Consider the following 24633-nt stretch of genomic DNA (forward strand, 5'->3'; position numbering starts at 1 on the left):
GTAATCCTTTTTGAGGTGCGTTAAAACAGATCCTTTACCCCGCGGTGCCTCCGACCGTCAGCGCGCTGACCAGGGTCGTCGGTTGCCCGACGCCCGCAGGGACGCTTTGACCCGCCTTGCCGCAAATGCCGACGCCTTCGTCCAGTGCCATATCATTACCGATGCCGGTCACATTGTTGAGCGCGGTGAAGCCATCACCAATCAGCGTTGCCCCCTTGATCGGATCGCCCAGCTTTCCGTCCTTGACCAGATAAGCCTCGGTGCAGCTGAACACGAACTTGCCCGACACGATATCGACCTGCCCGCCGCCAAAGCTTTTGGCGAAGATGCCGTTTTTGACGCGGCTCAGAAGTTCGGCAGGATCATCATTTCCACCCCGCATAAAGGTATTGGTCATACGCGGCATTGGCGCATGGGCGTAGCTTTCGCGGCGGCCATTGCCGGTCGGCTCCACACCCATCAGGCGCGCGTTCATGCGGTCCTGCATATAGGCGCGCAAAATGCCGTCTTCGATCAGGACATTTTCCTGCGTCGGCGTGCCTTCGTCATCAATCGACAGCGACCCGCGCCGGTTCCGCATCGTGCCGTCGTCGACGACCGTGACGCCCGGCGCAGCGACGCGCTGGCCGATCTTGCCCGAAAAGACCGACGAGCCTTTGCGGTTGAAATCGCCTTCCAGACCATGGCCCACTGCCTCATGCAGAAGGACGCCGGGCCAGCCCGGTCCGAGCAACACGGTCATCTCGCCCGCCGGTGCCGCAACCGACCGCAAATTGGTGAGCGCCTGCGCCAACGCCTCGTCAATGGCATGTTCCCATTCATGGTCCTCGAACAGCTTGTCGTAGAGATAGCGTCCGCCAAAACCATAATTGCCGCTTTCGCGCCGGTCGCCATCCTGCGCAACGATCGAGACGTTCAGCCGCACAAGGGGGCGCACATCGGTGGCGATGAAGCCATCGGCGCGCACGATCTCGACCACGGTCCAGCTACCCGACAGGCTGACGCTAACTTGGGCGACGCGCGGATCGCGGGCGCGGGCGGCGGCATCGATTTTCTGGCAGAGCGCGACCTTCTGCGCAAAGGGCACCAGTTCCAGCGGATTGCCGTCGGTATAAAGGTGCCGGTTATTCTTGCGCGGCGGGGCGGCAGGTTGATCCTTGGCGGGGTCAAGCAGCTTCAATGTTTCGCCCGCACGCCGGATGGCGGCCTCGCTCATATCATTGGCGTGGCTGAACCCCGTCATCTCGCCCGAAACACCGCGCAGGCCGAAACCCGATCCGGTGGAATAATCCGCCATCTTTAGACGGCCATCGTCAAAACCGAAACTTTCGGTCGCGCTATATTGTAGATAGAGCTCGCCATCATCGCAGGCCTTGAGCGCCTTGCGCGTCAAACGCTGGGCCGCGTCGGGGTCAAGCAGGCCGGGTTGATACAGATAGGAACGGGGATCGGTATAAGTCATGCCCCCTATATGGAGAAGCAATGCAGGCGCGAAAAGGTCTAATATAAAACATTGCGATGGGGCGGTGGATCCGCACGCCCTTCCCTCTGCAATCAACCCTGCTAAAGCGACGGCGATGAAAAGCCGATTCCAGTTTTCGATTTCCGCCACCAGCGGCAAAGCCCGCTCCGGGACCATCCAGATGATACGCGGCGAAATCCGCACGCCTGCCTTCATGCCCGTGGGCACCGCCGCGACCGTCAAGGCCATGCGCCCCGCCGAAGTCCGCGCGACGGGGGCGGACATCATCCTGGGCAACACCTATCATCTGATGCTGCGCCCGGGGGCCGAACGGGTGGCGCGGCTGGGCGGGCTGCACAAATTTTCCGGTTGGGACCGGCCGATCCTGACCGACAGCGGCGGCTATCAGGTGATGAGCCTGTCAGCTTTACGCAAAATCACCGAAGAGGGCGTTTCCTTTTCCAGCCATCTGGACGGGTCGAAGCATATGCTGTCGCCCGAACGGTCGATGGAAATCCAGCGCTTGCTTGGGTCGGACATTGTCATGGCCTTTGACGAATGCCCCGCCAACGGGGTCAGCCGCGACGAGGCGATCAAGTCCATGGAATTGTCGATGCGCTGGGCAAAGCGGTCGCGCGATGCCTTTGATGCGGGCGGCGCCCATGCCGAACAGGCCGCCTTATTCGGCATACAGCAAGGCTCGCTCGAAGAAGAATTGCGCAAGCGGTCTGCCGATGCGCTGATCGATATCGGCTTTGACGGCTATGCCGTGGGCGGCCTTGCGGTCGGTGAAGGGCAGGAGGCGATGTTTGGTTGCCTCGACTATGCCCCCGACCAATTGCCCGCCGACCGGCCACGCTATTTGATGGGGGTGGGAAAGCCCGACGATCTGGTCGGCGCGGTCGAACGCGGGATCGATATGTTTGATTGCGTCCTGCCCACCCGCAGCGGACGCAATGGTCAGGCCTTCACCCATTCCGGCCCCATCAACATCCGCAACGCCAAATTTGCAGAGGATCAAGGCCCGATTGATGACCGCTGCACCTGCCCTGTCTGCGCGACATGGACGCGGGCCTATGTGCACCATCTGATACGGTCGGGCGAGATATTGGGCGCGATGCTGATGACACAGCATAATCTGCATTATTACCAGATGCTGATGGCCGATATGCGTGCCGCCATTGCCGACGACCGCTTTGCCGCCTTTGCCTCCGATTTCCGGCGAGGTTATCTGAAGACATGAACGCCATCCGCAACGCCATCACCTGCGCCTCCGCCAACAGCCCGTTCCTCTCTGGCTTGATGGAGCGCAATCCCGATCTGATGGCATTGATCGAAGCAGGCGACCTTGACGCCGCGCTGGACAGCGCCTTGGCGCGCCAGTCGGATACGGTCGGTTCGGCCCTCCGGCGGCAGCGGCAGGGCGTGGCACTGGTGACGGCGCTTGCCGACCTTGCCGGACTATGGGACCTGACCCGCGTCACCCGCATCCTTTCGGATTTCGCCGACCACGCGCTCGACCAAGCCATCGCCGCCGCCATAGAGGAACGCGTGCCCGGGGCACCTAATCAGGGTTTTGCCGTCATCGCGCTGGGCAAGCATGGCGGGCGGGAGCTGAACTATTCGTCCGACATCGATCCGATTTTCCTGTTCGACCCGCAGACGCTGCCCCACCGCGAACGCGATGATGTGGCCGAGGCTGCGGTCCGCTACGGACGGCGCGTGATCGAATTGCTGTCGGCGCTGGATGCCGATGGCTATGTCTTTCGCGTCGACATGCGCCTGCGCCCCTCGCCCGAAGTCAGCCCCATCGTCCTGCCGGTCGAGGCCGCGATCAGCTATTATGAATCGAGCGCGCTGGCGTGGGAGCAGGCCGCCTTCATCCGCTCGCGCGTCTGTGCGGGCGACCGGCCGCTCGGCGATTATTTCCTCAATGCCATCCAGCCGTTCATCTGGCGCAAGTCGCTCGATTTCGGGCAGCTCAAGAACATCACCGCGATGACCGCGCAGATCCGCGACCATTATGCCAAGGGGCAGAAAATCGGTCTCGGCTATGATCTGAAGCGTGGCCATGGCGGCATCAGGGAATGCGAATTTTTCGCGCAGGCGCACCAGTTGATCCATGGCGGCCGCGACGTCGCCCTGCGCAATCCCGATACCCGCGAAGCCTTGGCCGCGCTTGCAAGTGCCGGCTGGATCAAGCCGGAGGAATCGGACACGTTAAGCGCGGCCTATGAACAGTTGCGGACCGCTGAACATCGCCTGCAAATGCACAGCGACCGGCAAACGCACAGCATCCCCGACAATCGCGACACCGCCGATGCCGTCGCGCGGCTGCACGGGCTGGCCGATGCCGACGCCCTGATCGAGATCATCCGGCCCATCTCGACATCGGTGGCCGCGATCTACGACCGGATGGTGGACGCCAGCGGCAGCGCGGGGCCGCGCATGGCCGAAGACGGCCTGCCGCTGGAGGAGCAACTCGCCGATCTAGGCTATGCCGACCCGGCGGCGGTGATGCAGCGTATGACCCGCTGGCGCAGCGGCAATATCCGCGCGATCCGCAGCCCGTCGGCGCGCGACGCGTTCGAGGCTGTGCTCCCCGCCTTGCTGAAGGCAATTGCCGACGCCCCCGATTCCGACCGCGCGATTGCCCGCTTCGACAATATGATCGAGGCGATGCCGAGCGCGATCAACGTGTTCCGCCTGCTGGAGGCGCGGCCCGGACTGCTGCAACTGGTGGCCGATATCTTGAGCTACGCCCCCACGCTTGCCGACGACCTTGGACGGCAAAGCCGCTATCTCGACGCGCTGATCGATAACAGCGCCATGGATTTGCCGGGCGATGTAACCCGGCTTCTCGTCGCAATGAAGCGCCGGATCGGGACCGCCGATTATCAATCCACCCTCGACATCGTCCGCGACTATGTGGGCGAGAAACGCTTTGCTCTGGGCGTCCAGTTGATCGAAGGGCGGAACGACGCGCTCGATATCGCGCGCAGCTACGCCCATTTGGCAGAGGCGGCGTTGCAAACCCTGACCGCCGCCACCGTGGCCGAGTTTGAAAAGACCCATGGCAAGGTTCCGGACAGCGAGCTTGTCATTCTCGCGCTCGGGCGGCTTGGCGGCGAGGCGTTGACCCATGCGTCGGACCTTGACCTCATCCTGCTCTTCACCGGCGACCATCTCGCCGAATCCGACGGCGCGCGGCCCTTGGGTGCCACCCAATATTATAACCGTCTGGCCCAGCGCGTGATCGCATCGCTGAGCGTGCCGACCGCATCCGGTGCGCTGTATGAAGTCGACACCCGCCTGCGGCCCTCGGGCGCCGACGGTTTGCTCTGCGCTTCGGTGAAAAGCTTCGGCCAGTATCAGCGGGAAAATGCATGGACGTGGGAGCACATGGCGCTGACCCGTGCCCGGCTGCTCTTCGGTTCGGATGCCGCGTGCGGCGATGTACGCGGCATCATCGTCGATGTCCTGAACGCCGGGCGCAATGTCGACAAGACCCGGACCGAAATCGCCGACATGCGCAAGGACATGGCCGCCCATAAGTCGCCCAAAGGCGAGCTGGATGTAAAGTTGCTGCCCGGCGGGCTCGTCGATATGGAGTTCATCATCCATATGCTGCAACTCACCCGACATGAAGGTTTGATGCCGCAACTGGGCCCTGCCATCGATATGCTGGTGCGCGCCGGACATTTGCCCGCCGACTTTGCGCAAGCCTATGCGCTTTTGGGACGCTTGCTGGTGATGGTCCGGCTGGTAGCGCCTGACTGCGCCGTCCCGCCCGCTGCAGCGCAAAGCTTGATTGCACAGGGTCTGGGCTATGCCGACTGGAATGCCCTAAAAGCAGCGATTAGGGATTATCGCGGGGTTGTCACGGTGGAATGGGAGCGCCTATTTGGCCCACGTGATTTTTAAAGGATGCCGAAAATGACCGATGTGAACGATATGCTTCCCGATGTAACGGTGCTCGACAGCGCAGGAACTGCCGTCAACCTTGCGGCGCTCAAGGGGCCTTTGGTGCTCTATTTCTATCCCAAGGCCGACACGCCGGGATGCACCAACGAGGCGAAGGACTTTACCGCGCTGGCCTCCGAATTCGGAGCGCTAGGGTGTCCAGTATATGGCATGTCAAAAGACAAGCCTGCAAAGCTCGCCAAATTCGCCGCCAAATATGACCTGAATGTCACGCTGCTTTCGGACGAAGCCAGCGACGCCACCGAAAAGATGGGGGCATGGGTCGAAAAGTCGATGTACGGCAAAAGCTATATGGGCATTGACCGGTCGACCTATCTGGTCGGCAAGGACGGCAAGGTGAAGCAGGTCTGGCGCAAGGTGAAGGTGAAGGATCACGCCGCCGAAGTCCTCGCCGCGGCAAAGGCGCTTGGGTGAACGCACCGATCGCCAACCCGGTTACCCTCGGCCAAGCGTGCCAATCCGTCCTCCTCACCGCTGATCCCCATGCCAAGGTGATGGCGGCGCGGGCTGCGGCGCGTCACTGGCGGTTGGGGCGGCTGGGGCACCGCTTCGACGTGCCGATGCCCGATGCCCCTGCGCGTCCCGAACATCCGCAGCTTTTGGCACCCGGCATGATGCCCAAAAGACGCAAGGGCGGGACCGAGGCCAACCGCATCGCCCTGTTGCACGCCCTGGCCCATATCGAATTTGTGGCCATTGATCTGGCCTTCGATCTGGTCGGCCGATTCGGCGGCCAATTCCCTGCAGCCTTTGCCGATGACTGGATGAAGGTCGGTGCGGATGAGGCCATGCACTTTGTTTTGCTCGACCGGCGGCTGCGGCAATTGGGCAGTTTCTATGGCGCACATCCGGCGCATGATGGCCTTTGGGAATCGGCCCATGAGACACGCCATGATGCTCTTGCACGGCTTGCCGTTGTGCCGATGGTATTGGAAGCGCGCGGCCTCGATGTGACGCCTGCGACCATCACGCGATTCGAATCGGCGGGTGATTCGGTCTCCGCAATAATCCTGAATCGCATCTATAATGACGAGATTTCCCACGTTTTTGCCGGAACAAAATGGTTTGAGGCAGGCTGTTCCGAGCGCAGAATCTTACCAAAAGATTACTGGAAACTGCTGGTAAACCGTCACTTTCGCGGGTCCGTTAAGCCCCCATTCAACGACTCAGCGCGTTTGAGCGCCGGTTTGTCCCGCGATTATTACGCATAGGTTGCAATGCCTGAAAGTCTGCGTCACCACATCGTCACATAAGGGGTGGGCAGAATAACTGCCTTTGTAAAACTTCGGGGCTGCGCTTGGCGCGGGTCGCAACAAAAGGTAAGTAAACATTATGGTACGCAGCGCTTTGGCCGATGGCCAATCACTGATAATCAAGTTTGTTTCTGCGCTTGCCTTGATGGTTGCCGCTGTTTCAGTAAATCCCGCATACGCCAATTCCGCTGCTGCTTCTGACAGTTTTCGTGTCAAACCAGAAGATTTGAGAGCCAATCAAACGGCTTTGGGCACATCCGATCCAGAATTTCGCGCTCTCAATGACAGCTGGGGCCGCATCGTCGGTACCGCTTCCAAGGTTCAGGTCGCTGTGCCATCGATCAATCCGGTCGAGGTTATGAAATTTTCGAGCGGCTTCGGGTATCGCAACGCGCCAACACGTGGTGCCAGCCGCAATCACAAGGGGATCGATATCCCCGGTCCTGTTGGCACACCTATCTACGCAACCGCCGATGGCGTTATTGGCCGCGCGCAATGGTTGGGTGGCTACGGCAAATATGTTGAAATCAACCACGGTAACGCGGTGCAAACACGTTACGGACACCTGTCGGCGATGAACGTGGTTTCTGGACAGACTGTCCGTAAGGGTGATATTTTAGGATATATGGGCTCCACGGGTCGCTCCACCGGTAGTCATTTGCATTATGAAGTCCGCATCGCGGGCGAAGCAATCAATCCAACTGCTTTTCTGTCGCCTTTGACTTCTGAATCAAATATCTTGATTGCTAGCAAAACTGCTGATAGCAAATCGATAGGCGGTCCTGCTGAAGACGAGTAAGCTTACCGGCTAAACGCATCACCTTTGGGAGAGGGTGTAAATTTGGGGGCTGGCAAAGGAAACTCTGCCGCCCCTTTTCTTTATCTGCTGCACAGCCTACATGGGATGTATGTCTGAAACTCCCGCCATATCCATGACCGATAACGCCGCCCGCCGGGTTGCGGAAATTGCCGTCAAGCTGGGCAAACCGCCAATCTTGCGCTTGTCTGTCGAGGGCGGCGGCTGTTCGGGCTTCCAATATCGCTTCGGCCTGGCCGAAAGCGTCGAGGCCGACGACATCCGGGCCGACGGAACCGGCGCTTCTCTGGTGGTAGATCCCATTAGCCTCGATCTGGTGCGTGGCTCGGCAATCGACTTTGTCGAATCGCTTGGTGGCAAGTCCTTTCAGGTCACCAACCCGCAGGCCCAGGCCGGGTGCGGCTGCGGTTCCAGCTTTTCGGTTTAGAAATTCCGCTGCGGTGCAGAACCGCACGCAAAATTTCAATTCACCCCAGATGTGCTCTGGCGTCTCGAACCAACTGCGCTAAAACGGGCTATGCGTATCGCGACTTATAATATCAATGGTGTCAAAGCCCGGCTGCCGCGTTTGCTGGAGTGGCTGGACGAAACCAAACCCGACATTGCCTGCCTGCAAGAGGTGAAGTCGCAAGATGACGGCTTTCCGGTCGGCGAATTTGAACGCGCGGGCTATGGCGCGATCTGGCACGGGCAGAAATCCTTTAACGGCGTTGCCATTCTCGCCCGCAATGCGCAGCCTGTCGAGGCGCAGCGGACCTTGCCCGGGGACCCGGAAGACGAACATGCCCGCTATCTGGAGGCTGATGTTTTTGGGGTGCGCGTCGCGAGCATCTATTTGCCCAACGGCAATCCGCAGCCGGGACCGAAGTTCGACTATAAGCTGAAATGGATGCAGCGTCTGCGGGCGCGCGCAGCCGGGTTGATGACGGCGGAGATACCGGCGGTGCTGGCGGGCGACTATAATGTCATTCCGACGCCGAAGGATATATGGTCGGCCTCTGCGATGCTCGACGATGCCCTGCGCCAGCCCGAGAGCATTGCGGCCTACCGGACCTTGCTGGCCGAAGGTTGGACCGACGCGCTGGCAACGCATTATCCGCAAGGCGGGGTGTGGACCTATTGGGATTTTCAGGCCGGCGCATGGCAGCGCGACCATGGCTTCCGCATCGACCATCTGTTGCTCAGCCCATTGTTGGCCGACCGGCTGGTTGCCTGCGGCGTCGATAAAGACCATCGTGGCCGCGAAAAGGCCAGCGACCACGCGCCAACATGGATCGAACTGGCGGCATAAATCTTCATAAGATCAGTATCTTGGGCATCTTGACTTGACGTTTATCCTAATTTCTGTAAATACAGAAATAACGAAAAGGACGAGTCGCCATGGGCGTTGAGAAATATCCCGAAGCACTTGAGTTCATCCTGCACTGGGGTGAAATGGGCACTCATTGGGGTGCTAACCGCTCGGTCGCGCAGGTGCACGCGCTGCTCTATCTGAGCGACCAGTCACTGGATGCCGAGGCGATTTGCGAGGCGCTCGATCTGGCTCGCTCCAATGTGTCGACGGCGCTCAAGGAATTGCAGGGCTATGGCATTGTCCGCCGGACCCATATTCCCGGCGATCGGCGCGACCATTTTACCGCGGAAACTGAGCTTTGGGACCTGTTCATGGCGATTACCGCCGAGCGTAAAAGGCGGGAGATCGATCCGACGATCACCAAGCTTGCGGAACTGAAGGACCGCATGGCGGCGAACAAGGATCTCCCCGCCCATGTGCGTGAGCGGATCGGACGGATGCACGAATTTATCGCGACCCTGACCGGATGGTATGAACAGGTGCGCGGCCTCAAGAAATCCACGTTGATTTCGCTCATGAAGCTGGGTGCAAAGGTCGCCCGCTTCGTCCCCGGATCAAAGGACTAACCCCAGCTGGAGAAGACCCATGCCACCTGAACATTCGCATATCTAATCATTTCGATTTTTACAGAAATTAAAGAAAGTTATTTTCTAACGTGAAAGGACAAAGTCATGACCTTATTAGCTTATGGCCTCTACCTCATCCTCGCGATCGGCATGACGATCTGGGTCGCGTGGACGCTCAGCACCAACGGCAAAATCTATCTGATTCGCTGTTTCGGGCATGATGCGGAGTTGGCGACGTCCGTGAACCATTTGTTGGTGGTCGGCTTCTACCTCGTCAATCTGGGCTTCATCGCTCTCGCCTTGAGCGGAGCGGGGACGGTCAAGGATGCGCCCGAACTTATGCGCTTTCTGGGCTGGTATGTCGGATTGGCGGTGCTCGTTCTCGGCGGTATGCACTTCTTCAACATGGGCGCGGTCACGCGGCATGGGAAGAAAGTCGCCGATTGGGTGCATCAGCAAGCCCCTGCCCCCACGCCCGATCCAGCCCCCGAGCGCATTGTTGCCAGAACGCGGGGCGATAGCTTGCTCGACTAGAGCCGATACGCACAAATAGTTTGCCGCCGCCGCTGCGCCGATATGGACAGCGGCGGCGGTTATGCCTATCGGCTGGTCATGTCGATTCAGCCATCAGATTCCATCCTCATCATCGATTTCGGGTCGCAAGTGACCCAGCTCATAGCCCGCCGCGTGCGCGAGGCCGGGGTCTATAGCGAAATCGCCCCCTTCAACGCGGCGCAGGCGGCTTTTGAGCGCATGCAGCCCAAGGGCATCATCCTGTCGGGCGGCCCTGCCTCCACCACAGAGGCCGGCTCCCCCCGCGCACCGCAATGCGTCTTTGACAGCGGCCTTCCCATCTTGGGCATCTGCTACGGCCAGCAGACCATGATGATGCAGCTCGGTGGCCATGTGACGGGCGGCGAAGGCGGCGAATTCGGCCGCGCTTTTATCGAGGTTGAAAAGCCCTGCACCCTGTTCGACGGCGTCTGGGGCGAGGGGGAAAAGCATCAGGTGTGGATGAGCCATGGCGACAAGGTCACAAGCCTTGCCCCCGGCTTCGAAGTCGTCGCCACCAGCGATGGCGCACCCTATGCCTTCATCGCCGACGAGGCACGGCGCTATTACGGCATCCAGTTCCACCCCGAGGTGGTGCACACACCCGATGGCGCAAAGCTGATTTCCAACTTCGTGCATAAGGTCTGCGGCCTTGCCGGCGACTGGACCATGGCCGAATTCCGCGCCACCAAAATTGCCGAGATCCGCGCGCAGGTCGGCTCCGGCCGCGTCATTTGCGGCCTTTCGGGGGGCGTTGATTCCTCCGTCGCCGCGATCCTGATTCACGAAGCGATCGGCGCGCAGCTGACTTGCGTCTTCGTCGATCACGGCCTGCTGCGGATGAACGAGCGCGAGCAGGTCGAAACGCTGTTCCGCGACCATTATAATATCCCGCTCGTCGTCGTCGATGCCGAGGCGCGCTTCATGGCTGGCCTTGCGGGCGTCACTGATCCGGAAAAGAAGCGCAAGTTCATCGGCGCGGAATTCATCAACGTGTTTGAAGAAGAAGCGAAGAAAATTGGCGGCGCGGACTTCCTCGCCCAGGGCACGCTCTACCCCGATGTGATCGAGAGCGTCAGCTTCACCGGCGGACCTTCGGTGACGATCAAGAGCCACCACAATGTCGGCGGCCTGCCCGCGCGCATGAACATGCAACTGGTCGAACCGTTGCGCGAACTGTTCAAGGATGAAGTCCGCGCATTGGGCCGCGAACTCGGGCTCAACGACCAGTTTGTCGGCCGCCACCCCTTCCCCGGCCCCGGCCTTGCGATCCGCATTCCGGGCGAAGTGACCAAGGAACGCTGCGACATCCTGCGCAAGGCCGACGCCGTCTATCTCGAAGAAATCCGCAACGCCGGCCTGTACGATGCGATCTGGCAGGCTTTCGCCGTATTGCTGCCCGTCCGCACGGTCGGCGTGATGGGCGACGGGCGGACCTATGACAATGTCTGCGCCTTGCGCGCCGTCACCAGCACAGACGGCATGACCGCCGACATCTACCCCTTCGACAGCGCATTCTTAAGCCGCGTGTCCACGCGCATCATCAACGAGGTCAAGGGCATCAACCGCGTCGTCTACGACTATACGTCAAAGCCCCCGGGTACAATCGAATGGGAATGATGGCGACATGAAGCGCATCGATGGCGCGATTTCCGGCGGATGCCAATGCGGTGCGGTGCGCTATCATGCGACCGCCGTGCTCGACACATCGCACATCTGCCATTGCCGGATGTGCCAGAAGGCGGTGGGCAATTTCTTCGCCGCCCTGATCGGCATCCCGCGCGATGCCTTTGCATGGACACGGGGGACACCCGCCCTTTTCCAAAGTTCCGATCTCGTCACCCGCGGCTTTTGCGCCGAATGCGGCACGCCGCTGCTCTATGACTATGCGACGAGCGCGCATCTGAACGTCACCACCGGATCGCTCGACAATCCGGCCGCCTTCCCGCCTCAGGTACAATTCGGGGCGGAGGGACGGATGCCCTGGTATGGCGACCTGTGCGCTCTGGCTGACGAAGGCAGCACCGAAGATACCATGGCCGAATATGTCGGCGAAATCCGCGCCAGCAATCACCAGCATCCCGACCATGACACCGACCATTGGCCAAGCTGATGCCGCGCACGCCCGATCTTTCCGCCAGCCAGTTGAGCGAAGTTATCGAGATGGCGCTGTCCGATCATGTCGGCTTTTCGCTGATCGAACAGCAGCACGGCCTTTCGCCGGACGAGGTAAAAAACCTTATGCGAACACACCTAAAACCCGCTAGCTACAAGATTTGGCGAAAACGGGTGCGTGACTTTGGTGAGCGGCGGGAGCATTATAAATGACCATCACATTTTATGGCATACCCAATTGCGATTCGGTCAAAAAGGCGCGGAAATATCTCGACGAACGCGGGGTCGAATATCTTTTTCACGATTACAAAAAAAGCGGAATAGAAATCGCTGCTCTTGAACGGTGGGTGGCGCTCGTCGGTTGGGAAAAGCTGCTGAACAAGGCGGGGACGACTTTCAAAAAGCTGTCCGATACAGATAAAGTCGATATCGACACAAAAAAGGCCATCGCGCTGATGCAAGCCTACCCGTCCATGATCAAGCGCCCCGTCGTCGAAGGTGGCTCCAATTTGCTGGTCGGGTTCAATCCCGATGTCTATGATCAGGCAAAATTCTGAGCCATGAAAATCCTGCTTCTCTTTTTTACCGCCGCGTTTTTGTCCGCCTGCTCTATTTCGGAAAGCCACGCCATGCAAAAACCACTTGATGGCCAAGTCATTGTTATCGCGCATCGCGGGGCCAGCGGTGAACGACCAGAACATAGCATAGCGAGCTATGCGCTTGCGATTGAACAAGGCGCCGATTTTATCGAGCCGGATCTGGTGCTGACAAAAGATGGCATTTTGGTCGCCCGGCATGAAAACGAGATATCGGAAACCACCGATGTTGCGTCAAAAGCAGAATTTGCGGATCGCAAAACGACCAAGACAATCGACGGCCAGACCATGACGGGCTGGTTCACCGAGGACTTCACCCTCGCCGAGCTCAAAACCCTGCGCGCAAAAGAGCGGCTGCCGCAGCTACGCCAGGCCAATATGGCCTATGATGGGCAATTCGAGATCCCGACATTTGACGAGATATTGGAACTTGCCAAAACCAAAAGCATAAGCACCGGGCGTACCATCGGTGTCTACCCCGAAACCAAACATCCCAGCTATTTCGCGGCCATTGGCCTGCCGCACGAAGCTCCTCTGTTGTCGCTTTTGCAGGCATATGGCCACATCGAAAAGTCTGCACCGATATTCATCCAATCGTTTGAAGTTGAAAATCTAAAGGCGCTCCGGAGGAAAACCAAATTGCGGTTGATCCAGTTGATGGATGAAAAAGGGAGCCCTGCGGACCGGCCCGACCTAAGCTATCCGGGCATGGCAACGCCGGAGGGATTGAAGGCGATTGCAGAATATGCCGATGGCATAGGCCCCAACAAAGCGCTCGTCATACCGCGCAATATGCTTGGTAATCTGACCGAGCCCACTCCACTCGTTCGCGACGCGCATGAAGCTGGATTGGCGGTGCATCCCTGGACATTTCGCCGCGAAAACTACTTCCTGCCATTGAGCGCAAAATCGGGCATTGATCCGCGAGACGCAGGCGACATTGTACAGGAAATCCGAGCTTTCATTGCCGCGGGCGTGGATGGAATTTTTAGTGACAACCCAGCGCAGGCAGTCGCGGCCATCGGCGAATGATGCGAGGCCGTGATGTTATGGCTTACACCACGTGAAGCTTTAACGTTCGCCATAATATAAGCACAGCAGCCATCATCAAAGTGGCGGCCAACATATAGGGTGCGCCCGGGAAAAAAATTCCCTCTTTATCGGCATAGGCTCCGAAAACCGCCGTCATGACCGGCGGTCCAAATATCGCCGTTAGACTAACGATGCTTCCGATGGCTCCTTGCAACTCGCCCTGGGCATCTTCCGATATTTTCACCGTCATCAGGCTTTGCATAGCCGGGAAGGTCAAGCCAGTGATCGATCCCACGATCAGCCCCAAAATTGCGATGCTGGTCGACCCCGCAAAGCCGATGATAAGATAGCTGGGTATACCAAAAACCAAGCTCCACACCGCTGTTCGCACGGCACCGAAACGGTCTATCGCCTTTCCGACAAGCAATCCTTGGATGACCGCCAGCAACATTCCAAAAAGGGCAACCGTTGCCCCGATGGTCAATGGCGACCAATTGAATTTCAACGCGCCGTAATAACTCCATACGGCAAAATTTGACTGGGCCGCCAACTGCATGAAGAAAATGCAGATGAGGCAACCTAATACCAATGGCGTCTTGGCCATTTGCAGCATCGTCCCGAACGGATTGGCGCGAGCAAAGTCGAAACGTCGCCGCTTTTCAGTCGGCAATGTTTCCTTGAGCGCATAGACGCCATAAGCCACGCCGATGACGCACAAAACGCTTGCCGCCATAAACGGCACACGATCACCAAATAAGCCCAATGCGCCACCCAGTGCGGGGCCAAGCACAAAACCGGCCGCCCCTGCGCCACCCAATATGCCATATACCGAACCCCGCTTTGCCGGTTCAACAACATCTGCAACACAGCTATTGGCGGCAGCCCAGGTGGCGCCCATGACACCGGAAATCATCCGGCCGATGAAAAGCCAGAACAATGACGGTGCCCATGCCATCAGCGCGTAATCAATACCAAGCGCGGCGAGCGTTATAAGCAAAACGGGGCGACGGCCAAAATGGTCGGAAAGGCCCCCGATGATGGGCGAAAACACGAATTGCATGATGGCATAGGCAAAGAGCAGCCATCCACCAATTTCGGCGGCCCTGTCGACCCCTTCCCCGCTTAAGTCCATAACCAGCGTTGGCATCACCGGAACAATCAAGCCGATGCCCGCCATGTCGATAAAAACGATAAAGGCGATAAGGCCGAGCGTTGGATTTTTCTGAACTTTTCCCACATCGCCTCCGCAGATCGGGATAATGCGGCATAGGACAAAGGTCAAGTTGAAGGCCTGAACCTGGCCGGGGAGCGGGTGTTCAGGCCTTCGATGCTGCGCGGCATTCAGGGAATGTCATTTTGCCATCTGAATATTTCTTCAAGCGGTTTTCCAAACACATGGGCAATGCGGAATGCGACTTCGAGCGAGGGCGAATATTTGCCTTGTTCGATCGCGGCGATGGTTTGGCGGGTGACGCCGACTTTTTCTCCTAAATCGCCTTGCGTCATTTCACCGTTGAGAAATCGCAGAGTCTTTATGTCGTTGCCAAAGGGAATTTGCGGCATGATCAATAACCCCGGCGATAATAATATAATTGGGACCCGACACGGACCAATTCGGCAATCACGGCTGTGGCAATCAGCAAGTTGAGATACACGCCCGGACTAAACCGATAGAATATCGCGATCATATTTCCCCAGACTCCAAGGATTAGCGGATAATAGGCCAGATGGGTGCCACGGATATGGATGCTGCGTTCACGTTCGTCCTCTTTCAACTGGGCTTCTTGTGGTTTCCGGAGCGCAAAAAAAGCGGCTGTAAAAGCAATCACCACAACAATAATGATCGTGACCGGCACCAGCATTCCCGCAACAGCGACGACACCGACAGGTATTGAAATCATTGACCAGGGATAAGACAGAAAATACCAGCCGAACGCTATCGTCAAAGCAATGAACGCAGCCCAGTGGGTTTGTTCGCGAAAAGACATAATTGCTACTCCTATGTGATTTGATTCGAACTTAATGTTCGATATATTTAACATTGAGTCAAGTTAAAATAACATTTCACCCGTTCTTGCTTTTGCTATGCCGCATTTGTCGCTAAGCCCCCGGCATGTCTACACGACCCCAAACGCTCACCTTCGACACGTCAACCAGCCGTGCCAACCCGACACCTTCGCCGATGAAGCGGCTGACGGTGCCCCGTATCCGGCAACGCAAGGGTGGAGAGCCGCTCGTCATGTTGACGGCCTATACTGTCCGCATGGCCCAGCTTCTTGACCCGCATTGCGATATGCTGCTGGTGGGCGATTCGTTAGGGCAAGTCATTTATGGCTTACCGCACACCGTGGCAGTTACGATGGAAATGATGGCGGCGCATGGCGCTGCGGTTGTTCGCGGCAGTTATCATGCTGCGGTCATTGTCGATATGCCTTTTGGATCATACGAAGCCTCGCCCGAACAAGCCTTTGTCAATGCGTCGCGCTTGTTGAAAGAAACAGGTGCGGCGGCGGTCAAGATCGAAGGTGGACGGGTTCTGGCGCCCACGGTCGAATTTCTGACATCACGCGGCATCCCTGTTATGGCCCATGTCGGCCTGACTCCTCAGGCGGTGAACATACTGGGCGGCTACGGCGTGCGTGGCAAAAGCCCGGAAGAAGCCAAATCCATTGTCGAAGACGCCGTGGCAATGTCCGACGCAGGCGCGTTTTCGATGGTGATCGAAGGGGTTTTGGAACCCATTGCCATTGAAATTACCAATAAAATCGACTGCCCCACAATCGGCATCGGCGCATCGGCACAGTGCGATGGGCAAGTCTTGGTTACCGAAGACATGCTGGGCCTGTTCGACCGGGTGCCCAAATTTGTTAAAAAATTCGGGAATATGGGCTTGTCCGTCGAAGAAGCAGTGCGCGAATATGCAAGTGGGGTGCGTGACCGCAGTTTTCCCGGCCCGGACCAACTTTACGAGCCTGTTTGAAGCAGGGCTAGCCTAGCGGAGTGAGTCCCGCTAAGGACGGCGCAACAATATGGTTATCATGCAATTTCGGAGGCCCTTTTGGCTTTAACACCGACTGAAAAACGCGCCGGAAGCGATGAAGCGTTTCTGCGCGAAGTAGACGACGCAGTCCGCGCCAGCGATCTTACACATATCTGGACCCGTTACGGCCGGTGGCTGCTGGCAGCTGTTGTTGCCGGGCTTTTGGCTTTTGGTGGATGGATCGTCTATCACAACGTCCAACAGGCCGCTGCCGACAAGCAAAGCGAGCAATTTGTCGACGCAATGGATAAATTGCGTGCCGGACAAGCCAAAGAAGGTCGCGTCAAGCTGGCCAAATTCTTTACGGCGGAACAACCGGGCTATCGTGCGATGGCATTCATGGTTGAAGCGAATCTGCTCGGCGAAGATGGCAAAACCAAAGATGCAATCGCAATGTATGCTAAGGTAGCCAAAGACAGCAGCCTGCCCCAAACATTCCGGGATATGGCGCTGATCCGTCAGACAAGCGCGGAATTCGACACGCTTGCCCCGCAAGCCGTTGTCGATCGGCTAAAACCTCTGGCAACGCCAGGGCACCCTTGGTTCGGGAGCGCCGGAGAATTGACGGCTTTGGCCTATATGAAGATGGGAAAAGACAATATCGCTGGCCCCATTTTTGCCAAAATTGCCAAGCAGGAAGGTATGCCGCCAAGCCTTCAGAGCCGGTCTCAGCAAATGGCGGGGGCACTCGGCATCGATACCGTTCAGGTTGACGAAAAGCCGAATGCCACAAAAGCGACAGATACTGCCGCGACCCAGGGAGAGTGAATAGGTGAAAATCAACGCAAAATTGCTTTTGGCTCTGGCCGCTTCTGCGACGCTGGGCGGCTGTGCCGTCCTTGATAGCGTGCGCGGTGATGCCGGGAAAAAGAATAATACACCCACAATTGGTAATCGCGTCGATATTCTGGGAACAGAACGTGACATGGAAGTCGATCCGGCGCTCAGCAGTGTTGCGGTTATTCTGCCACCACCGCTTGTAAATGACGCCTGGGCACAGCCGGGTGGAAATGCGTCGAAATCCCCTGGCCATGTGGAACTGGGCCGGACCGTTACCCGCATCTGGAGCGCCAATGTGACAGGCTCTAACCCGAGGGCGCGCCTTGCCGCGAGCCCCGTCGTTAGCGACGCACGGGTGTATGTTGTGGACACGACAGCACGGATATCCGCGTTCGACGCAAATAGCGGTGCACCCTTGTGGTCAAACGCCTTGGAAATCGACGACGACGGCAAGCCCTCACGCTTTGGCGGCGGCGTTAGTGCGACTAGCACAAATATATTTGCAACAAACGGTGTCGGCGACGTTACCGCTCTGGCTGCCGATACAGGCGCTGTTGTTTGGAAGAAACGTCCGGCGGGGCCCCTGCGCGGGGCTCCTACTCTGTCCAACGGCAATGTGTATGTCATGACCCAGGACAATCAAATCTACGCTCTACGCCAAACCGATGGCGAGCCCCAATGGAATGAGGCTGGACCTGTTGCGGCCTCCGGAATTTTCGGCGTTGGTGCCCCTGCGGCTGCGCAAGGAACGGTCATCGCCGGATATTCGAGCGGTGAGCTTGCCGCCTATCGATACGAAAATGGTCGCAGCTTGTGGACCGATACACTGTCGCGGACGGCAATGTCGACGTCGGTTTCAACACTGACTGATATCGATGCGGATCCCGTAATCGATCGGGGGCGTGTATTTGCCCTCGGCAAAGGCGGACGGATGGCATCCTACGAGCTAGTGACCGGCCAACGTATTTGGGAAATCAACATTGCCGGTATTTCGACACCTGTTTCCGCCGGGGAGTGGGTGTTTGTCATGACAGACGAAGCTAGGCTTCTTTGCGTTGCGCGGTCCAGTGGCAAGATCCGCTGGATTTCGAAATTGCAACGCTATGACAATGAAGAAAAAAAGAAGGGTCCAATCAGCTGGTATGGACCGATATTGGCGGGTGGGCGGCTGATCGTAGCAAGTTCGCGCGGGAACATCTGGTCTGTATCGCCTGAAGAGGGCGTCGCAAATGAAGTATTTGATCTGAAGGCCTCTGTCTCGCTGGCTCCTGTCGTTGCAAATAGTACATTGTATATTCTAGACGATTCAGGCCGGATTTCAGCCTTCCGCTGATAACATAAAGGAGTAATGCCGGCATGTTGCCGACCGTAGCCATTATTGGTCGCCCAAATGTCGGCAAGTCCACCTTGTTTAACCGCCTGGTTGGCAAGAAACTTGCGCTCGTCGACGATACCCCCGGTGTGACGCGCGACCGACGTGAAGGTCAGGGCCGTCTTTTCGACCTTGAATTCACGATCGTCGACACTGCCGGTTATGAAGATGAGGACCCGGACACCCTGCCGGGCCGGATGCGAATGCAGACCGAGGCAGCCATAGCCGGCGCGCAAGTCGCGCTGTTCCTAATCGACGGCCGTGCAGGCGTTACGCCATTGGATGAAGAAATCGCCCGCTGGCTGCGAAGCAGTGCGACCCCGGTCGTACTTGCGGTCAACAAGGCGGAGGGCAAGCAAGGCGATGACGGCATATTGGAGAGCTATGCCTTAGGCTTTGGCGACCCGATAGCGATCAGCGGTGAACATGGCGAAGGCATGGCGGACCTGTTTCAGGTGCTGTTGCCACATATCGATGGTGGAGCATTCGAGGAGCAGGATCCGGAAGCACCCGATGCCATTTTGAAACTGGCGATTGTCGGCCGACCAAATGCTGGGAAATCAACGCTTATCAACAAATTGCTCGGCGAAAACAGGCTGATTACCGGCCCGGAAGCGGGAATTACCCGCGACAGTATATCGATCGACTGGATTTGGACCGACCCCAATCCGAAACAGGGCGAGCCCGACGAAGAGGGCAATGTTCCGCCGATGCTTACCGAGCGCCGCGTGCGGTTGATTGACACGGCTGGCATGCGAAAACGCGCCAAGGTTCAGGATAAGCTGGAAAAACTATCGGTCGCCGACGCCCGGCACGCCATCGATTTTGCCGAAGTGGTGGTGTTGCTGCTCGATGCGACCAAGGGACTGGAAGTGCAGGACCTCAAGATCGCCGATCATGTGATTCAAGAGGGCCGAGCCCTTATTATTGCGATTAACAAATGGGATATCGCTGAAAATGGCAGCAGCCTGTTCAATGGCATCCGCGGCGCATTGGAAGAAGGCCTGTCCCAGTTGAAAGGCGTGCCGTTGATTGCTGTTTCCGCGACAACCGGCAAAGGTCTGGATATTATGATCTCTGCCGCTTTTGACGCGCGCGAAGCATGGAACAAGCGGGTACCAACCGGTATTCTCAATCGCTGGTTTGAAGCAGCTATCGCCGCCAATCCGCCCCCTGCACCCGGCGGCAAACGAATTAAGTTGCGGTATATGACGCAGGCGCGAAACCGGCCGCCCACCTTTGTGATCTTCGGTAACCGGACGGATGAGCTTCCGGCCAGCTATGCGCGTTACTTGCTGAACGGCATTCGCCGCGATCTTGATTTTGGGGCAGTTCCCGTTCGGATCAATTTCAGATCATCAAAGAATCCCTTTGCTGACAACGGATGAACCGCGTGTTTGCCGAACAGATTATGTCAACGCTCTGTTTACTTCTCCAGGTGTAAAGGAAACCGACAGGACCATTTTCGTTGTCCATGGAGCAGCGCGTTGACCGATAAGCCGGATGATCTGATTGACTGGAAGACTTTTACCGAAACCCGCAACCTGTTGGGCGCAGGTTTTGTGCGGATTTTGGGCTATTTCCGAGAGGATGGCACGAAATCTGTCGCAGCTATCGAGGAAGCTTTGCGATTAAAGGATTCGGCCAAACTGGTCATTCCTGCCCATACATTGAAAGGCGAGTCGTGGCAATTTGGCGCTGACAAGCTTGCGCTTCTGGCCGAAGAAATCGAAATGTCAGCCCGGCATTATGTCGAAATACAGATCGATCCATCGGAATTGGTCGAAAAAATTGTTCGCCTCCGCCCGGTATTCGAGGCCACATTGTCGGCACTTGAGTCAGAAGCCAGCCCGCTGGTCGAACGTCGCCCCGTAAGCTTTGGCCAACGCAATGCGCTTGGCGGAATGAGCTACGGTTAAATTATCACCCTGATTCAAGACCCGGACTTTGCGTCGGCACCTAATCTTCAGCGGGTCGTGATTGCAACTGCACGTAATTTTCGATTCCCATCCGCGCAATCATATCGAAGTGTTTTTCCAGCATATCGACATGATCCTCTTCACTTTCGAGGATGTCCGCAAACAAATCGCGGCTCACAAAATCGCGAACACTTTCCGAATAGGCAATGGCATCCTTTAAAAGGGGCAGCGCTTCATATTCAAGCTCAAGGTCTGCCTTCAATATTTCTTCGACCGTCTCGCCAATTCGCAAACGGCCGAGAAGCTGGAAATTCGGTAAACCTTCCAAAAAGAGAATGCGTTCCGACAAACGGTCCGCATGTTTCATTTCATCGATGGATTCATGCCGTTCAAAATGGGCGAGTTTCGCGACACCCCAATTGTCGAGCATACGATAATGAAGCCAATATTGATTGACCGCGGTCAATTCGTTTCTGAGGGCTTCGTTCAAAAACTCGATGACTTTCGCATCACCCTTCATGGCATGGCTCCTTATCGCTGCTGCGGTCTGAATAGCGGCCAAAGGTCCGCAAGTGAAGGCAAAAGTCCGCAGAATTGCGGGAATTTATTCCGCGCTAATGCTAAGCGGTTGCAGGACCTGCGCTGATAATGTTTCGCGCAAACGATAGGCACTGACCACATTTAGGCTTGCGCCCCAGCCGGGCATATACATCGTTCGGGCGATCAGAACCCGAACGCACAGCTGCGCGCAAATCCTTTTCCCGGATAGCATTGCATACACACACGACCATAGATTCGCTCCTGATGGCCTGTGTTACCGTTAATGCGAATTGATTGCAATAGCTTTAGCGTGCCAATCGCTGCAACTTCCCGCGCGCAAGGCTACGCCATAGCCATTCAAGCGGACCATAGCGAAAACGCGCCAACCAAGGTTTTGACCAAAGCAACATCACACCCCATGCGCCCAACACGAACGGCCACAGCTCAAAACGGCTCATATGGCCATAAAGCCCCAGGCCATATCCGTAAAACAGGCTGGTCATGACAATGCTGGTACCGAGATAGTTGGTAAATGCCGCCTGGCCTGCAGCTTCGATCCGGCCTATTATCGAGCTGCCATCAAGCCTCTCGATCAGAAGAACCAGCAAAGCAACATAACCGATGGTCATCATCAGCCGCGGTATTGCGCTCCAAACAAGAAAGACGGCCAGGGACGTAATCATATCATGGTCAACCGCAATGAGCCCGGCGGCCAGAATAACACTTAGCAATATGCCGGCTGGCAGAAGCTTTTTTACCCAATCGATATAGTCGGATCGGGACCATTTGCCGGTTATGAAGCCATTTTTCTTCATGGCCATTCCGATCATCATCAACGGCAAGGTTTCCGTGATGGACTGCAATATCATTGTAAGTGGCCCGTACCATTCTGACAATTTATCAGCAACGATTGGCCAATACCCTCCTCTATGGAGGGCAAGTTCTTTGGCTATATTCATGTCGAAATCGGGGCTGCTCATGAGCGCCTTATACTGGTCCACCAGTTCGGCATCGGCACCGGGCAAATTCGCAAAATATTGCAAAAGTTGCAGCGCGGAAAATTGCGCGCCCCATAGCAAAAGGCCGAGACCGAAAATAATCAAAGCCCATTTTATCAGCCGGCGCGGCTCCCAATTCCTGAACAAAAACGCGATGCACCCAACGCTGGCATATAAAAACAAGATATCGCCGAACCAGATTAGAAAATAATGCGCCAGTCCAAATGCGGCCAACCAGAACATGCGCGCAAAATGGATTTTCCCGGGGCTTTCCCCCTTTGCCGCTGCGCCTTCGATTACCAGCATCATGCTGGCGCCGAACATCAAGGAAAACAGTCCGCGCATTTTGCCATCGATCAGGACAAATGAAACGAACCATGAAATCTCGTTTTCCAACGAAACCCCGCCATAGGCCTTGGGCGTGACATAGGCCCATTCGGGCATTGCAAACGCGATGATATTCATCGCCAATATGCCCATCACAGCAAAACCCCGCATGGCGTCCAGCGATAAATAACGTTCAGTCTCCGGTTGCATGATGTCCTCCTGTATTGTTGTATCAATACAGCAACATCGCGATGCGTCCAGCCCATTAAGATTTTCTTATTGACATAGGTGTAGGTAGTGCATATCTTTTTAGTCATTCTTACCGGAGTCTTTTCATGTCCGCTGTGCCGTTTCATCACCCTGACCGCCCTGCAGGCGAGTTTCGTCCGATAAAAGCTTGGCATCATTTCCGCAAATTGATTGCCGACAAGGAAGACACCGAACAGGTGTTCCATATCATTGCGGCGCTCCGTGGACGCAAGTTTCGAACGATCGCCAGTAAATTTTGGCACAGTGAAAAGGGTCAGCGCATACTGGCTTCGAATCAACGCCTGATTGATGTGCTGGACGATCATGACACGATCAAAAAGCTGCCCGCCGGAACCGTTGGCCGGGCTTATGTCGACTTTATGGAACGCGAAGGTCTAAGCGCCGCAGGGCTCGAAGCCGAATATGCGAAGTTTACAGATGCCGGCGTCCGGTTCGAAGACGGCATCGACCGCTATGGCGACCGTTTGCGTGATACCCATGATATGCTCCATGTTTTGACCGGCTATAGTCGCGATGCACTGGGCGAACAATGTGTTCTGGCTTTCACATACGCACAAAACCGTAATCTTGGCGTTGGCTTTATTGCTTATGCCGGTGGATTCGAATTGAAACGCCGCGTCGCGCCATCGGCCCCGATTATGGCCGCAATTCGCGAAGGCCACCGCATTGGTAATGCTGCCCAAAATATCGTGCACGAAGATATCGCGGAATTGCTAAAAGAGCCTTTGGCCGATGCACGCAAACGCCTCGGCATCGGCACGCCGGTTATTTATCGCAAAGCCCATGAAGTGATGCGTTCGGGCGGGGTTGATCCCTATAATCTGCTGGCTGTTCCGGCTTAGAGCCAACTTGAAATCTGTTCCAGCGGCTTTTTGATGGTCGCGTGAACTGGCACAGTTGCATCCGGCGAGGGGTGGCCAACCACGAGAACCATGACCGGTTTTTCGTTCGCCGGTCGCTCGCAAATTTCGTTAAGGAATTTCATCGGATTGGGTGTGTGCGTCAAAGTCGCCAAGCCGGCATCATGCAAGGCCGCAATCAGAAATCCGGTCGCTATCCCGACGCTTTCATTAACATAATAATTCTGTTTGTCTTCGCCGGGGTAAAGCCCGCCACGTCTTTGCCCGAAAATGACAATCAAATAGGGCGCAGTTTCGAGATAGGGCTTCGCTTCATCCGTGCCCAGCGGAGCCAAGGCATCGATCCATTCTTGGCTTGCTTTGCCAGCGTAAAATTCCTTCTCCTCTGCCTCTGCTGCTATACGCAGTGCTTTTTTCTTCTCGGGCGAAGAAATGACCGCAAAGTGCCAAGGTTGATGATTGGCACCGCTGGGTGCCGTGCCCGCTGCAAGCAGCGCGGCCTCGATCACGTCTTGCGCGATTGGGGTGTCAATAAAGTAACGGCACGTCCGACGGGTCTTTAACGCTTTGTAAAACGCGTCCGCACGCCGGGTTCGCTCCGTATCGGAATAGGCGGGCAATGCGTCATAGGCGATGGTATCATGTGGTTTCATAACTCCACGCTAAACAATGCACATGCCTTATTCCAGTCCTGGTTAAGTTAACCCACTTTTTCATTGCGACCGTAACCAAAGCCTGAAATCATAAGCGCAAGGTCGATCCAAATATTCGGTATGCGAGTTCAAAAGAGCCGCAG

General features: G+C 56.8%; 28 protein-coding genes. 20 read left to right on the forward strand and 8 right to left on the reverse strand.

Going from position 1 to position 24633, the window contains the following annotated elements; all coding sequences use genetic code 11:
• Window positions 1–34 precede the first annotated feature (34 nt).
• Entirely contained in the window at window positions 35–1462 is a 1428-nt protein-coding gene (tldD, locus tag ACKVOS_RS08345) for a metalloprotease TldD (RefSeq protein ID WP_409211550.1), read from the reverse strand.
• Window positions 1463–1577: 115 nt separating this feature from the next.
• On the opposite strand from tldD, the gene tgt reads away from it, so the two are divergent.
• The 14 genes from tgt to ACKVOS_RS08415 all read left to right on the forward strand — a co-directional run bounded on the left by tgt (window position 1578) and on the right by ACKVOS_RS08415 (window position 13731).
• On the forward strand, window positions 1578–2705 hold the full coding sequence (tgt, locus tag ACKVOS_RS08350) for a tRNA guanosine(34) transglycosylase Tgt (protein WP_409211551.1): 1128 nt from the start codon (window positions 1578–1580) through the stop codon (window positions 2703–2705).
• Window positions 2702–5386 (forward strand): bifunctional [glutamine synthetase] adenylyltransferase/[glutamine synthetase]-adenylyl-L-tyrosine phosphorylase, encoded by a 2685-nt coding sequence (locus tag ACKVOS_RS08355; RefSeq protein ID WP_409211552.1) that lies wholly within the window; start codon window positions 2702–2704, stop codon window positions 5384–5386. The genes tgt and ACKVOS_RS08355 overlap by 4 nt, the downstream gene beginning before the upstream one ends.
• Window positions 5387–5398: 12 nt before the next feature.
• Entirely contained in the window at window positions 5399–5860 is a 462-nt protein-coding gene (locus ACKVOS_RS08360; protein ID WP_409211553.1) for a peroxiredoxin, read from the forward strand.
• Window positions 5857–6657, forward strand: coding sequence for a ferritin-like domain-containing protein (locus tag ACKVOS_RS08365; protein WP_409211554.1), 801 nt, complete (start codon window positions 5857–5859; stop codon window positions 6655–6657). The genes ACKVOS_RS08360 and ACKVOS_RS08365 overlap by 4 nt, the downstream gene beginning before the upstream one ends.
• Before the next feature lie 121 nt (window positions 6658–6778).
• A complete protein-coding gene (locus ACKVOS_RS08370; RefSeq protein ID WP_409211555.1) occupies window positions 6779–7498 on the forward strand; it encodes a M23 family metallopeptidase in 720 nt (239 codons plus the stop codon).
• 100 nt (window positions 7499–7598) lie between these two features.
• Window positions 7599–7943, forward strand: coding sequence for a HesB/IscA family protein (locus ACKVOS_RS08375; RefSeq protein ID WP_160354011.1), 345 nt, complete (start codon window positions 7599–7601; stop codon window positions 7941–7943).
• Window positions 7944–8033: 90 nt separating this feature from the next.
• Window positions 8034–8807: an exodeoxyribonuclease III gene (gene xth / locus ACKVOS_RS08380; RefSeq protein WP_409211556.1), complete on the forward strand. Its 774-nt coding sequence runs from the start codon at window positions 8034–8036 to the stop codon at window positions 8805–8807.
• A gap of 89 nt (window positions 8808–8896) precedes the next feature.
• The gene (locus ACKVOS_RS08385) at window positions 8897–9436 is read left to right on the forward strand and encodes a GbsR/MarR family transcriptional regulator (protein ID WP_409211557.1); all 540 of its coding nucleotides are present in this window, start codon (window positions 8897–8899) and stop codon (window positions 9434–9436) included.
• A gap of 105 nt (window positions 9437–9541) precedes the next feature.
• Window positions 9542–9970, forward strand: a complete 429-nt coding sequence (locus ACKVOS_RS08390; RefSeq protein WP_409211558.1) for a hypothetical protein — start codon at window positions 9542–9544, stop codon at window positions 9968–9970.
• A 42-nt stretch (window positions 9971–10012) separates the two neighbouring features.
• Window positions 10013–11608: a glutamine-hydrolyzing GMP synthase gene (gene guaA / locus ACKVOS_RS08395; protein ID WP_409211559.1), complete on the forward strand. Its 1596-nt coding sequence runs from the start codon at window positions 10013–10015 to the stop codon at window positions 11606–11608.
• 7 nt (window positions 11609–11615) lie between these two features.
• Window positions 11616–12101, forward strand: a complete 486-nt coding sequence (locus ACKVOS_RS08400; protein ID WP_409211560.1) for a GFA family protein — start codon at window positions 11616–11618, stop codon at window positions 12099–12101.
• Window positions 12101–12316 (forward strand): DUF2805 domain-containing protein, encoded by a 216-nt coding sequence (locus tag ACKVOS_RS08405; RefSeq protein WP_409211561.1) that lies wholly within the window; start codon window positions 12101–12103, stop codon window positions 12314–12316. The genes ACKVOS_RS08400 and ACKVOS_RS08405 overlap by 1 nt, the downstream gene beginning before the upstream one ends.
• On the forward strand, window positions 12313–12660 hold the full coding sequence (locus ACKVOS_RS08410; RefSeq protein ID WP_409211562.1) for an arsenate reductase: 348 nt from the start codon (window positions 12313–12315) through the stop codon (window positions 12658–12660). The genes ACKVOS_RS08405 and ACKVOS_RS08410 overlap by 4 nt, the downstream gene beginning before the upstream one ends.
• 3 nt (window positions 12661–12663) lie before the next feature.
• Window positions 12664–13731, forward strand: coding sequence for a glycerophosphodiester phosphodiesterase (locus tag ACKVOS_RS08415; protein WP_409211563.1), 1068 nt, complete (start codon window positions 12664–12666; stop codon window positions 13729–13731).
• 22 nt (window positions 13732–13753) lie between these two features.
• Here ACKVOS_RS08415 and ACKVOS_RS08420 read toward each other — a convergent pair whose 3' ends face one another.
• The 3 genes from ACKVOS_RS08420 to ACKVOS_RS08430 form a co-directional block, all read right to left on the reverse strand.
• Complete coding sequence (locus ACKVOS_RS08420) at window positions 13754–14968, reverse strand: TCR/Tet family MFS transporter (protein WP_409211564.1); 1215 nt, start codon at window positions 14966–14968, stop codon at window positions 13754–13756.
• Window positions 14969–15072: 104 nt separating this feature from the next.
• Entirely contained in the window at window positions 15073–15294 is a 222-nt protein-coding gene (locus ACKVOS_RS08425; protein WP_409211565.1) for a helix-turn-helix transcriptional regulator, read from the reverse strand.
• A 2-nt stretch (window positions 15295–15296) separates the two neighbouring features.
• Window positions 15297–15719, reverse strand: coding sequence for a hypothetical protein (locus ACKVOS_RS08430; RefSeq protein ID WP_409211566.1), 423 nt, complete (start codon window positions 15717–15719; stop codon window positions 15297–15299).
• A gap of 125 nt (window positions 15720–15844) precedes the next feature.
• On the opposite strand from ACKVOS_RS08430, the gene panB reads away from it, so the two are divergent.
• The 5 genes from panB to ACKVOS_RS08455 all read left to right on the forward strand — a co-directional run bounded on the left by panB (window position 15845) and on the right by ACKVOS_RS08455 (window position 20842).
• Window positions 15845–16711: a 3-methyl-2-oxobutanoate hydroxymethyltransferase gene (gene panB / locus ACKVOS_RS08435; protein ID WP_409211567.1), complete on the forward strand. Its 867-nt coding sequence runs from the start codon at window positions 15845–15847 to the stop codon at window positions 16709–16711.
• A 78-nt stretch (window positions 16712–16789) separates the two neighbouring features.
• A complete protein-coding gene (locus ACKVOS_RS08440; protein ID WP_409211568.1) occupies window positions 16790–17539 on the forward strand; it encodes a tetratricopeptide repeat protein in 750 nt (249 codons plus the stop codon).
• Between the two features lie 4 nt (window positions 17540–17543).
• Window positions 17544–18884 (forward strand): PQQ-binding-like beta-propeller repeat protein, encoded by a 1341-nt coding sequence (locus tag ACKVOS_RS08445; RefSeq protein ID WP_409211569.1) that lies wholly within the window; start codon window positions 17544–17546, stop codon window positions 18882–18884.
• Window positions 18885–18907: 23 nt separating this feature from the next.
• On the forward strand, window positions 18908–20311 hold the full coding sequence (gene der, locus ACKVOS_RS08450; protein WP_409211570.1) for a ribosome biogenesis GTPase Der: 1404 nt from the start codon (window positions 18908–18910) through the stop codon (window positions 20309–20311).
• A gap of 99 nt (window positions 20312–20410) precedes the next feature.
• The gene (locus ACKVOS_RS08455) at window positions 20411–20842 is read left to right on the forward strand and encodes an Hpt domain-containing protein (protein ID WP_373476845.1); all 432 of its coding nucleotides are present in this window, start codon (window positions 20411–20413) and stop codon (window positions 20840–20842) included.
• Between the two features lie 40 nt (window positions 20843–20882).
• On the opposite strand, the gene bfr is transcribed toward ACKVOS_RS08455, so the two are convergent.
• The 3 genes from bfr to ACKVOS_RS08470 form a co-directional block, all read right to left on the reverse strand.
• Complete coding sequence (bfr, locus tag ACKVOS_RS08460) at window positions 20883–21362, reverse strand: bacterioferritin (protein WP_409211571.1); 480 nt, start codon at window positions 21360–21362, stop codon at window positions 20883–20885.
• A gap of 100 nt (window positions 21363–21462) precedes the next feature.
• Window positions 21463–21633 (reverse strand): bacterioferritin-associated ferredoxin, encoded by a 171-nt coding sequence (locus ACKVOS_RS08465; protein ID WP_143776982.1) that lies wholly within the window; start codon window positions 21631–21633, stop codon window positions 21463–21465.
• A gap of 54 nt (window positions 21634–21687) precedes the next feature.
• A complete protein-coding gene (locus ACKVOS_RS08470; RefSeq protein WP_409211572.1) occupies window positions 21688–22917 on the reverse strand; it encodes a DUF418 domain-containing protein in 1230 nt (409 codons plus the stop codon).
• A 125-nt stretch (window positions 22918–23042) separates the two neighbouring features.
• Between ACKVOS_RS08470 and ACKVOS_RS08475 the strand changes: the two genes are divergently transcribed.
• The gene (locus tag ACKVOS_RS08475) at window positions 23043–23819 is read left to right on the forward strand and encodes a Coq4 family protein (protein ID WP_409211573.1); all 777 of its coding nucleotides are present in this window, start codon (window positions 23043–23045) and stop codon (window positions 23817–23819) included.
• Here the strand turns inward: ACKVOS_RS08475 and ACKVOS_RS08480 are convergent.
• Complete coding sequence (locus tag ACKVOS_RS08480) at window positions 23816–24490, reverse strand: nitroreductase family protein (RefSeq protein ID WP_409211574.1); 675 nt, start codon at window positions 24488–24490, stop codon at window positions 23816–23818. The two genes, ACKVOS_RS08475 and ACKVOS_RS08480, sit on opposite strands and share 4 nt — an antisense overlap.
• Between the last annotated feature and the right edge of the window lie 143 nt (window positions 24491–24633).

This window comes from Sphingorhabdus sp. (genome assembly GCF_046154385.1).
Taxonomy (GTDB): domain Bacteria; phylum Pseudomonadota; class Alphaproteobacteria; order Sphingomonadales; family Sphingomonadaceae; genus Sphingorhabdus_B.